This window comes from Variovorax boronicumulans (assembly GCF_019352895.1).
Lineage (GTDB): Bacteria > Pseudomonadota > Gammaproteobacteria > Burkholderiales > Burkholderiaceae_C > Variovorax > Variovorax boronicumulans_A.
In genome coordinates, this window is sequence record NZ_JAAAFX010000007.1 from 36,261 (window position 1) to 48,115 (window position 11,855).

At 56.9% G+C, this 11,855-nt stretch carries 7 protein-coding genes; 3 read left to right on the forward strand and 4 right to left on the reverse strand.

The annotated features are described in order from the left end of the window. Positions 1-326 precede the first annotated feature (326 nt). The 3 genes from K0H49_RS15125 to K0H49_RS15135 all read left to right on the forward strand — a co-directional run bounded on the left by K0H49_RS15125 (position 327) and on the right by K0H49_RS15135 (position 5,180). Positions 327-1,805, forward strand: a complete 1,479-nt coding sequence (locus K0H49_RS15125; RefSeq protein ID WP_219214014.1) for a tyrosine-type recombinase/integrase — start codon at positions 327-329, stop codon at positions 1,803-1,805. A 250-nt stretch (positions 1,806-2,055) separates the two neighbouring features. Then, a complete protein-coding gene (locus tag K0H49_RS15130) occupies positions 2,056-4,755 on the forward strand; it encodes a hypothetical protein (protein ID WP_219214016.1) in 2,700 nt (899 codons plus the stop codon). Between the two features lie 218 nt (positions 4,756-4,973). Next, positions 4,974-5,180 (forward strand): hypothetical protein, encoded by a 207-nt coding sequence (locus K0H49_RS15135; RefSeq protein ID WP_219214019.1) that lies wholly within the window; start codon positions 4,974-4,976, stop codon positions 5,178-5,180. 16 nt (positions 5,181-5,196) lie between these two features. Here the strand turns inward: K0H49_RS15135 and K0H49_RS15140 are convergent, their stop codons facing one another. The 4 genes from K0H49_RS15140 to K0H49_RS15155 all read right to left on the reverse strand — a co-directional run bounded on the left by K0H49_RS15140 (position 5,197) and on the right by K0H49_RS15155 (position 11,584). Beyond that, positions 5,197-7,416 carry a hypothetical protein gene (locus K0H49_RS15140; protein WP_219214022.1) on the reverse strand — a complete coding sequence of 740 codons (2,220 nt, stop codon included), beginning with the start codon at positions 7,414-7,416 and terminating at the stop codon, positions 5,197-5,199. 415 nt (positions 7,417-7,831) lie between these two features. Then, a complete protein-coding gene (locus K0H49_RS15145; RefSeq protein ID WP_219214024.1) occupies positions 7,832-8,131 on the reverse strand; it encodes a DCL family protein in 300 nt (99 codons plus the stop codon). Beyond that, positions 8,124-10,688, reverse strand: a complete 2,565-nt coding sequence (locus K0H49_RS15150; protein WP_219214025.1) for a DEAD/DEAH box helicase — start codon at positions 10,686-10,688, stop codon at positions 8,124-8,126. Before K0H49_RS15150 ends, K0H49_RS15145 begins: the two co-directional genes overlap by 8 nt. Next, a complete protein-coding gene (locus K0H49_RS15155) occupies positions 10,685-11,584 on the reverse strand; it encodes a HamA C-terminal domain-containing protein (protein WP_219214026.1) in 900 nt (299 codons plus the stop codon). The genes K0H49_RS15150 and K0H49_RS15155 overlap by 4 nt, the downstream gene beginning before the upstream one ends. Positions 11,585-11,855 lie beyond the last annotated feature (271 nt).

Genomic DNA, 11,855 nt, shown 5'->3' on the forward strand with positions numbered 1-11,855 from the left:
CAAATTATATGCAATGGATTCGCCGATTTTCGCTGCGGGCGTTCGATTTTCATCGTCGCGCATCACCGAGTGCCTCGGCACCAATGAAAATGCCCCGCTACCTTGTGAGTAGCGGGGCATCCAGTGGCCTTGCGGCTTTTTCATGGCTCCTCGACCTGGGCTCGAACCAGGGACCTACGGATTAACAGTCAGATAAACACCACTTCCGCCGGCCTCCGCTGGTTTCCGTGGAAGAGGAAAAAACCGTTTAGCGACAACAACTTGTAGGTGATCTTCGTCCGCCCACGTACGATCTGGTTCATGGACAGCCATGAATGGATCGTGACATGAATCGTGACAAGGTTTCGACGGAGGAGGTTGCGGATGCTGGTTTCAGGCGAACCGCCCCGAAGCCGCTGACCACCGTCAGGATCTCCAGCTTGAAGCCCGGTGAGACCTTGGCCGACGGCGCCGTGCGTCCAAGCAGCGGTAGCTTGAAGATTCGCAAGCGCAAGCTGGCACACGGCTCGGTCACCGAATGGATCTTCAACTGGACGCGCGGCCGCAAGAGTTCTCGTCTCACCATCGGGCGCTACAGCCTGACAGAAACTGAGAACTGCTTCACGCTCTCCCAGGCCAGAAGCCACGCTGCGCAGCTGCAGGCGTTGATCAACGCGGGGCAGGATCCGATGGTGCAGCGTGAGATCCAACGCGAGACGAAGCGCGTGGCCGAGGCCGTGGCGATCACCACATTGCAGGATGCCAAGGGCAAGACCCTCGCCTCGGTGTTGGCAGCCTACATCCAATCGCTCAGGGCACAGGGGAAAACCGATAGCGCTAATGACGCGGAGAACATGTTCGGCAACCATGTGTTGAAGGCTTTCCCCGATCTTGCCGGGCTTCCGGCGGCGGCCATCCAGCCTGAACACATCTCTCGAGTCTTGAGACGGCTGGTCGCGCCGGCAGAGGGCAGAGTAAAGGGCCGCACTGCAGTAAAACTTCGTTCGTACATGAGCGCCGCTTTCACGCTTGCGCTGGGTGCCAGCGTCGACCCGATGTCCCCACACGACGCCTCAGACTTTGGCCTGACCACAAACCCTGTGGCAGCGGTGCCTGCGACGAGGATGGCGGCTGCTTTCAACATAGCAGGAAAGCGGGCGCTATCTCCGGAGGAGCTTCGGTCGTTCTTGCTTCACCTGTCTTGCTGGCCGCAGGACCTTCCTCGTCTCACGCTTCAGTTTCAAGTCGCGTCTGGCGGTCAACGCTTCGCGCAGTTGCTGCGGATGACGGTGGCCAACGTCGACGATGTGCTGTGCGCCATGCAGGACCGAAAAGGACGGCGCAAGAAGGCGAGAGATCACATGCTGCCGATGGTTCCAGAGTTGGTTGAGATCGCAGACGCCGCTCGTTCCATCTATCAAGGACGGCCCATCGATCAAGATTCGCTTCTCTTCACGCGCGACGGCAGGCCGATGGCGTCGGAGACGCTCTCCGAGGTGGTGCGCGAGATCAGCAAGGTCATGGTCTCGGCCGGCGAAGCAAAGTCGAGGTTCCGTGCGGGAGACCTGCGGCGAACCGTCGAGACCATACTGGGAGAGACGCTGAGGATCAGCAAGGATGACCGCGCTCAGTTGTTGAGCCATGGGCTGACGGGCGTTCAGGACACACACTACGATCAGGGGAAGTACTTGGCCGCGAAGACGGATGCACTGCGCACTTGGAATGACTACCTTTCAGACCTTTGCATCGCTAGCCCCCTCCCGCGCCGAACTTCGCAGGTGACCGAAGTCGCCCACGAAAAGCGAAGGACCAAAGCCTTGTATTGATAGCGCAGCCGTGCTCTGGATTGCTAGGATGGCATCGCGATCATGTGGCAGAGTTCGGCCAAGAGCCGCACGTCGCGAGCGGCAGCTTTCGGGCGACACAATCGAGCAATGAAGCGAGACCCCCCGCAGCGCCGATGCTGCAAAGGCCCAGGGCGAGCGCAAGCAGGTAATCTCTCGCCCACCGCCCACCGCCCACCGCCCACCGCCCACCGCCCACCGCCCACCGCCCACCGCCCACCGATCTCCAGACATGAGCACTGCCAATGACGTACTAGCGACGCAAATTTCTACCAAGCTACGCGTCATCTCGGCCAATGACCTTCAAGTCATGGCGGAAGACATGGCCGCCATCGCCTGTCCGCATATGTTCAAGGGCCTTCCGCTTCAGCGCCAAGGCCGCGGCGCCACCGGGCAGACCAACAAGGGTTGGCCAGACGCATACGTGGTCACTTCCAGCCGGACCGTGCATGGCATCGAGGCGACGCGCAACCAGCAAACCTGGACTGGCCATCTGGCAGATGACTTAAAGAAGGCCCTGGACACCAAGAACTTCGGACTGTCCGGCTATTTTTTCGTCGCGGGTTCCCCGGAGCACGATCCGCCCGAAAAAGACATCCAGGACTGGACAGACAAGTTCATCGCGCTCGGCATCGATGCCAGGAACGTCCACCTGCTGGTCGGCAAGCACCTGGCGCTGGAACTTGTCGATCCAAAGTACGCACGGATTCTGCAGCTGCATCTAGGGTTGCCCTCTGCGTCCATACATTTTGAGGAAATTCGCCAAAGCGTCCTGCGCAGGTCGTCGGATGGCTTGGGGTCACCGGGCGAAGACGACCTTATCCGCGGCTTGGCGTTCAAGCCCGGCGTCGCAGACGCGGTGGCGACCACCCTCGTCACACGTGGGGCTTGCATCGTCCGGGGTAGCCGCGCCAGCGGAAAAACAACTCTCGCTCACTGGTTAGGCTTGGCGCCGGCCTTCACGATGTCGCCCGTCTACAAGTTCGACGTTGCGACATGGGGAGACGACGGGTCTTTGGGCAGCGTCTGCAACGAGATGACTGTGCTGGCCGGCACCGACGTCTTGTTCATCATCGACAATATTCACCTCGATGAAGGCGCGGCACGTGTGCTCGCGGACCACTGGCGCCACTACTGCAAACCGTCCGACGCGCGCCTCCTAATGCTTGGCCGATCGGCCGGCGCTAACGGGGACCTCCCTGGCCTGCCACCGGCACTGCAGATACGCGCCGGCACCGCTGAAATGGCGGGGATTGTCAGATACGTTACGGCAAAAATTGGCCACCCCGTCGCGGCCGTTCCCCAGGATGCGCTCAAGCAATGGGCGCACACCTTTGACGGCCGCATCGGTAAGGGTGCGCGAGGCGTCGACCTCATCGCGTTCTCCGCCGCGGCGAAGACGCGCGCCGCCTCCCTGGCGAAAGGCCAGTGGCAACTTGAAGAGGGTGACGCTATAGCCGCCGTGCAAAGCCAGTACCTGCGCCCAATCAGGGAGATCGAGGTGCGTCGAAACCTTTTGCGCCTCGCGGTGCTTTCTGACCTCGAGTTCCCAATTCCAGCACGCGTGCTGCCGTTTCCCGAAGCTGGGTTCAGTCAGGACTGCATCGACCGTGGCCTAGTGGTGACCAAGGGGGACGCCTTCTCATTGCCGCACGCGGCGCTGGGCCGGTTGCTTTGCGTGGCGGCGGACACGGATGTCTCGGCGGAGCGCCTCGCTGCGGTTGCGGGGTCCGCCGTTCTGACGGCACGAATGCTGGCGCGCGGGGTGTACCCGAACGAGCACGACGCGCTGCTGCAACAGTTGCGGCTCTCCTTGGCCGACGGCAATTGGCTAGTCTCCTGCAGACGGCTGTCCGACGTCGCGTCGGTGCTATCGGTCGCCGTGCGGCTCGAACTCGTGGAAGCCGCGCAAATCGATCGTGTCACCGCCAACGACCCGCGCCTGATCCGCCTCGTACAACGAGCACGCAATCTCGAGACGTTCACCAGCGTTGCAGGCACGCTGCGAGCTCGCGACCTGCCGCTCTCAGCCAACCGGCTGTTGGACTTCACGGACCAAGCCATTCGCAAGGCGCTGGACAACAACCTGATGCAAGCGACGGACGGCCAAGCACTGGCCTTCCTCAAGAACTTGGCCAATCCGGGCGTCGCCTGTGCCGCGATAGACCTGCGCCGCTGGAGCCAATCACGGCAGGCGGTCGCCCTCGACCGGGCGTCACAGACATCGCAACTAGTGCGCCACCTCGAGAAGATTGGACAGTCGCAGCTGGCCGCTGCGCCATCCCGCGAGTTCGTGCTGCGCTTCGACGAACCGAGCCCTCGTGGCGCGGATCTCGGTGACATCTCGAACATCGTGCGTCACGCACATGTCGACGAGGCGGACCTTCGCGCATTTTTCAATCGACTGGCATCCTCCGGTTGGTTGTCGAAGGCTTACGTGGGCACTAGTCTCGGCCAGCTATGTGGCGCCCTAATGTCGTTCGCCAATCACCTTTCGGACGACGTCCGACCACTCCTCCGATTGCCCGCGATCGAAGCCCGCATCGTCGGCGAGATGGCCCGATCCGAAGCCGGCAATGTCCCTGCAATCGCACGTTTCATCTGCCTTCTCGGTGGAGCCTCCGCACTGTGGAAAACCGGTCTGCCGGACCTCAACTGGACTTGGCCGGTGGGGCTTTCGATCCGTGAGGTGTACGACAGCCGCGCGCCCGTGAACGCCACCACGCTCGGCATGTACGAGCTCCAGTTCTGGCTCGGACTGCGATGGCTCTGGATAAATGGCGTCGCCCTGCCGCTCTTGGGTTTCACTTCGGCCGCTGCTGACTTCATGGGCCGCTTGAAAGGCACGGAACCACCATCACAGAGAGCGAACGCGCTACGCAAGGATCTCGTAGCATGGCTCGAAACTCGTCAGGCGGAGGACGACAGCTAGGGACTGCGTGAGAGGTCAGACGTGCTCGGTGGCAAGGCACAGGGCATTGATAGGTCGGCAACTGAGGGCTCTAAGACAAGCGAAGTACGCCCTTCTATGATCAGATCCCCAGGGCACACAAGGGGGGAATCGGATGGAACGATTGAAGGAAACAAAGCCGCAAATTGACGCCCGCCCCTTCGCACCCAATGGGGGACTTCACACTCAGAGGCTTGCTAGTGAAGACCAACGAGGGAAGCGGCAAGTCCATGTTTCTTGGCGGTGGCTTCAGGGACAGGATACTCTTCGACCAGCACCGACCAGCCCAGTTGATCGCTCAGAACATCTGTAGCTCCGCCGCGCTTCACGAGGCGATCGTTGCGCAGCACGCCGACAAGGGCGGGACCGAAACGCCTAGCGTGAAGCCTGTCAATGCAGGAAGCTGAGTTGATAGTGGCGCCGTCACGGAAGAACTGCATCGGGCAGGACGGCTTCGTGTGCTGCATCGTGAAGACGCGTGTATCGCTCTTGCATCCGTTGCCGTAGCCCTTCGAAATCAACCCCAAAGGTTCTGAACATCAGCTGGCCGCCGCCCCTGAGCGACATGCGCACCGTGGACTCGTTCATTGCCTCAAAGCTGTCGCGAACGAGCGTATTGCCTTCCAGGTAGTCGAGCAGGTCGACCACACTGAAGGACTCGCCTCGCCAAAACCGGTATCGCTCCCCGTTGTTAAAAGTCACGATGCCTCTGGTCACGACGTTGAGCACTTCGTGGGCCTGGCGCACGGGGTGTCCCTCAATCGCGTAACCGCTGAAGATGCGGTTGGCCGTCACGACGCAAGTCCTGATGTCGGTCGCCGGCGGCACTTTCCAGCCAAGTGATCCGAAGACTCGCGTCTGGACCTCGCGCGCGGCAAGCCATTCGGCCGCACGCGTGAGCTGACGGCCGGCCTTCTTGATGTGATCAAAACTCGTGCGCATTTCTTGGACGCTGCATGGGTGGAATGCGTTCTTGCCCTCCATGATGAAGAGGTGCCCCTGGGCGTATGCGAGAAGGTCGATCTCGATCGCTTTCCCGTTGAACTTCCCTTTGATGCCCTCGGCTGCAAGGAAGCCGCAGGTTTCGAGGGCTTCACGCAATCCGCGAACCATGGGATCGTGGCCATCGGCGGGCAGCAGCCTTGCGGAGTGGTGATAGAGCGTGTTTCGGATGAGGTCCGATGAGACGAGCACACTCATCGGGAGCATGTAGTGGCCGTCGACGTGCAGGAGCGGCGTGTACTGGATGTCGCAGTGGCCGCCCTTCTTTGGATCGAAGCTGAGCATTTCTAGCGCGCGCTTGGCAATCTGTTCGCCAAACACTGTGCTCAACCGATCCAGGAGGACGTCGTCGCGGAAGACCGGAATGCGCGAACGCATGTCGAGTTTGTCCCGATCCCCACCAAAGGCGGGCTGATCGAGCGCCTGGAAGAACACCGTTGCGGTGAAAGTGAAGAACCGCTGCACCTTGACCATGTCCATCACCGTCATGCCTGGCAGCAGCGGCATGTCGCCGACGTACGAATCCCATGCGAAGGCTTCGCGTCCCACGCGGTGCAGGTAGAGCGCCTCTTCCCTGAAAGCACGGTTGTCCGTCAACAGGCGCACGATCTGGGGCGCCAAGGGCATGTTCATGACGTAGCGATCCTGAGGTGCTTCCCGCCTCTCGACAAGGTAGTGGCCGCCGACGCGGTGCAACTCGAGCGCTGCGTCGCGAAGCGATGCGACCCGCAAGACCTCTGCATCGTCGTACCGATGGGCAAGCTGCGACTGCATGTTGGCGTGCACGTATCCCAGTTGGATCGCTTGCTCGAGGCGAGCATCCATCGCGGAAATGATCACCGTCTTGCCTTGGCCGCCGACGAGATCCGCCCGGTAGGGGTAGGCGTCGAGTTGGACTTCGGCCTCCATGAACTCTCCGAGCCGAGCCGCCTCCATGAGCAGGTGCTCGAATGTTCCGTCGCGGATCCCTTCCTCATCGATGAGTACGGTTGCCGTCTTGGGCCAGCCCACGACCTCTTGCATCAACGTAACGATGGTGGAGAAGCCGGCTGCTTTTTGCTCCCTATGGAAGTAGTCGCGCTGGCCGGTGGCCTCTGCAAGCTGCTCTTCTTCGCTGGGAAGGTGGTCGATCGACGGTCGAAACGCCCGGTCTACGCAGACAATGCAACTCTTGACGACGACCGGGCGCCGCTTGGTGAGCTCGGCGATGACGGCCTGTCTTGTGGCGCGAGCACAGGGTGCAAGACTCAGGAGATTCCGCACCGATTGCAGATACAAGGCGTCGTCGCTGGCCCAATTGAGCACGGGGCCGTCCTCTAAGAGCGTCTTGACGATGTGCTCGACGGGCTCACTGTGGAATGCCACCTTGGAGCTGCGAAAGATGCCGTGGCGCCTTGCCTCCCTGATGAACAGGGCCGGATCGAGGAAGGCCGCGGCTCGGGATATCGCCAGAGCATCGGCAGTTCTGCCTCGGCGCAGATCTGCCCACACTGCATCGAAAGCAGGCCGCAGATCTCGACCGGCGACAGTAGCCAGCATCCCCGCTTCGCGTCGTGCACGAAGAATTCCGGCCCAGTCAGGCTTACCGCGGATATGCGCTGCCAATCCGACTATTGCTCCAAGGGGGGAATTCGTTCGCATGCTTCCTTCCATATGAGTCTTTCTATGCGATTCTGCAACGTGGCAGCGGACACATGCGGGTGCCGAATCCCCTATCGGCACTGACCGCCCCGCGGGCGCTGCCTACGGCCGCCGCGGGGAGCCGAGCCAGTCCGAAGATTCTGTGACCGTCACGGACGGCTTGATCGGGAGAAGGCGCCCCAAGCAATGAAAGCCTCCTCTGTAACATCCAATTCCACTGTCCGCTTCCGGGTTGGTCAGCAGGAGGGGGCGACTGACCGCAACGGGCCCGAAGCCGTCAGTCGATAGCCGTCTTCGGATGTCCGCTTCGCAGCGTTTTCGGCCGTTCGCCTCGATGACTCCTGATGACTGCAATCCGTCGCTCTCTGTTCATTACAACCGCCCTGCCGCGCTACCAGTGCGACATGTTCACGGCCTAGCCTTCGGTAACGCACCATTTGTAAGAAAAATCTTCATAGCTTCCGTCAGTCCTATGGACAGCGAAACACTGCGAATTAAATGTATGGCTCATGACTTCAAAATGATCAATGCCTTCGCCAATTTTCCCATGCGCTTCCGGGTGACGCATGAGCAAATGTTCAAGCAACGCAGCATCTTCATCCCTGACACGCTCACCAGGCGTATAACTTCGCAACATTTTCTGAAAAAACGTTCGCGCTGAGGCTTCTGATTGAAACGTGGTCGAACCCAAAGTAACCGGCTTTGCTTTACCCATTTCGTCCTCTTAATTTTCTACTGAGTGTTGCTTGTACCTGACGCAGAGTCCACATGTCCAAGCCTTTCATCGCTTCGGGCACTCGTGCATCAACCAACGCTTCAAGATTTGGATCATCGTGCTTTATCTGGCCAAAGTTCCTGCGTTTTAGGAAAACTGCTGTCTCGCGATATAGACCAAGAGACATTAAGTAATAAGTGACTGGATGGTATGCTCCTGACTCCAAGGACGCCAGAAACGCTGCTCCCTTGCCTTGAATGGCTGCGACAGGTTTGAGCAGCGCAGGCAACCCGTAAACTACCTTGCGATAGATGAGATCAATTTGCTCATCGATATTTTTTTCGTAGTCCTCGTCGTCCTTGAATTTTCGATCTTCCAGAATGCTTTTAAGTGGCTTCTCTTGCGCCCAGCTAATTCCGCTCAGCGACAAAGCCGCAAGATAACGATCAGTTGGCCTTGAACCCAAAAATCGTTCAAAATAGTTAGGCAGCGTAATTGCCACTAAACTTATTAGCCTGCTTAGCGCGGGAGCTCTTGCTTCCCAAGCGGTGGTCGGCAAAGATTCGCCGTTTTCTGATGCGATCGCGTCGGAAAGCCTCTGCAGGTCGAAAGGATCCCAGTACCGATTCTCAATAATAACCTCGCGGCGAATCGAGAGGCCGTCCAAGGCGCGCGCTACCAAGCCCAAAGTCGTTGTTGGTATTTCTATACCAACGTTTGACATTCGTGCTGGTGCGTCAGCGCCATCTCTAAGCAGTTGTTGTCGCACGTAAGTTGCTATGAACTTTGCACCAGTTGAAGACGCGCTTCCCGGCCTCTCTAATTCTGCAAATATTTCATCACGATTTCGCCCCAGAATCTCGGAATAGGTAAGATTGAGCGATTTATAGGTGTCGCCGAATAGTTCTTTTTGTGGATCATCCTGTTTAAAGGATGCTTGGTCCAGCACAACAGTGCGGCCGACAAAGTCACGCAAAAGCCTTCCAGCTCTCCCCCTTAAATTTCCAAATTCGTATTCCGTCAATTCTGCATTCTGACTTCCCGATTTTTTCCGTACATACAAATTAGGATTTCGAATAAAAACATTTTGTGCCGGCAAATTAACGCCCTGCATCAGCGTGGTCGTGCATGCGACATCCTTCAATAAGCCTGCCGCAAAGGCTTGCTCAATGGCAAGGCGAGCGTGCGGGGGAAGCGAGCCAGTGTGAAACGCCACGCCACGCTGCACAAGTTCCACGAGGCGATGGCGGGGATGCACAGATTCTGAAAGATAATTCGAAAGCTCAGACAAATGATTTTCATTCGGCGGTCGCGTTCGAAATCCTGTCAGGCGCGATGCAATTTTGCGCGCCTGATCGGCAGTTGGTGAAAAAACCAGATTTTTTGCGCCATCTCCGAGCGCATCAATCAATCCGATGAGCGCTTGGTAATAGTCATCACTGTATGTGCTTGACAGTAAACTTTTAGCGGCATCAGTATTATCGACCTTGAGACTCATTGTTTTTCCCAACGAGTTTTCGAATTGGTTGAAGAAAAAATCACTGCCACGTACTTCAAGTCCGTAGGTGAATGATGCTACTGGTGACTCTTGTGCCTGCTCTTCAGTAAAAGAAGAACCGAAAATTTTGGCTCCTACGAGCCCAATGTTTTCAAGCCGAGGACCGCTAAGTATGATCTTTTCAGCGAAGCGCATCTGTCGAATGTCATGCAGGAAATCAAACAAAATCTTGGATCTTGTTTCGTCATCCCAACTTACGCGCTCAAGATTCTGGGCTTCATCTATAACGAGAAGGCCCAGAGGCTGCTCGGAAAGCCCGTGGTCAATCGCAAGAATCGCCCGTTCCTGCGTCAGTACAAAGACAGTACGAATCTTATCTTTCTCGAAGCTGTTTGAGACTACCCAGTCCGACAAGTTATGCGCGTCAAATCGCTCCTTTAAATCTTCGCTTACTTGATTCACCAGACTTATCGTAGGCACAATGTAAACGCAAACCTTATCCGAGCCTAGTGCAGCATCAATAATCGTTAAGTATATGGCGAACGATTTTCCGGCTGAGGTCGGGGCGGAGACGCCTATAAATGCGTTGTCCGCACAGGCTTTAAATGCGCGCCTTTGAAATTCTGTAAGTTGATATCGAATTTCGCCGATTAAAACTTGCGAATGCAACTGCATCGCTACCGTTGCTAGCTTGGTTCTAAAACTGCCAACGCTGCTATATTTTCCGGTTTCACTCATTGCTGGATCGATCATCCGCGTGGAAGGAGCGACGCCCAATCGAGAGAGACAAAGTATGAAAAACTCACGGATTTGGTTGCGTAATGAAGACGCCGAATACTGCCAGGTGAGTGCAATCAACTGCAGCGCCAGTCTGCGGTCCTCTTCGTCCGCGGACCAAGATAGTTCGTCAACTGAATAAATCAACTCGGTTACGAGCGGTTGATTGTCTAGCAACTCCCCACTGTGCTCGTAAAGTCCAAGATTTGCAGCGAACATTTGATGTTCAATGCTGAGAATGGCCTCTGCCGCGCTTCTGATGCGAGCTTCGTCCTTAATCATTGGTCAAACCCATCGAGTAGGGCATCAAGTTCCCAAAAAGGAAATATAACAAAATGAATCTTGCTTAAGGCGCCTTGATCTACATTTCCATAGTCGTTCTGATATTTAGAAAGATTCCCATTGATTGCCTTCTCGATTGTTTGTTCGATTTCTGCTTGAGTCTGGCCCGATTTTTTGTTTTCGTTTTCTTGGTAACTTATTACACACACTAACTCGTACACTACGTTCGGAAGCGTGTTTCTTTTAATTTTTGCCGACACATCGCGCAAGCTGTCTTCTATGAAATCTTCATAGACAAACCGGCCTAACTCAACACTGAAGTTGGCAAAGCTCGTCAAAATACTACTAACGGCATCATCAAGAGCCGCTTTAAATCGATATTTACTTGCGTAGGTCTTGGATTCACCGATAAAGATTACGTTTTTTCCTCCAATCGGTCGATAGTGGATCGCGTCGGAGCCATGGCGCTCGATCGCAGGATTGGTGGTTATCGACATTTTCCGCAGAATCGGTGCGGCCTTAAAAAAGTGCTGCAGCAAATTGAAAAGAAGCAACTCGCCGAATTGACCCTGCGGATGGCCCTTGCGAAACTTGTCTGCGACCAAGGCTTGAATATGTGAGACCGCGTTCTGGAGGTCTTTGCCCCGCTCTATGAGTTCTGCGTCGAGCAAACTCTTATATTTTTCCTTTGAGTACACCCATGAGCTCATGGTGTTTCTAAGCTCGCGCAGGAAATCACTTCGACGCTCTAGCGTGTCTTGGTGCGCTACCGCGGCGCCACGATGACTGCTTCCCGGCATCGTGTGTCCGGCACAGTCGAACGTAAAAACGTTCTGCAGAAGGCTGTCTGTTGATGCAAGGAGGCTATCAATTTGCGCTTCAGTTATCAAAATCATTCCCCGTAAGTTCACTGAGGTGCGAGGTGCTTGGGCAGGTCCAACGTTAGCAGATGTTACGCAATCAGAGACGGTGGAGCCGTCGCGAAATCACGGGAGAACCCTGACAAGTTCGGACGGATCACGCAAATGCGAGGCCTGGGGTGCAGTGCATCACCGCCGAGCTTCTTAGACGCTGCAGGCCAGTTGTGCGAGGGTGAAGGCGCGTAGCGCCGGCAACTTGCGGCAGGTGGAAACGATACGTTCACACAGCTACTGCAAACGCTTGGCC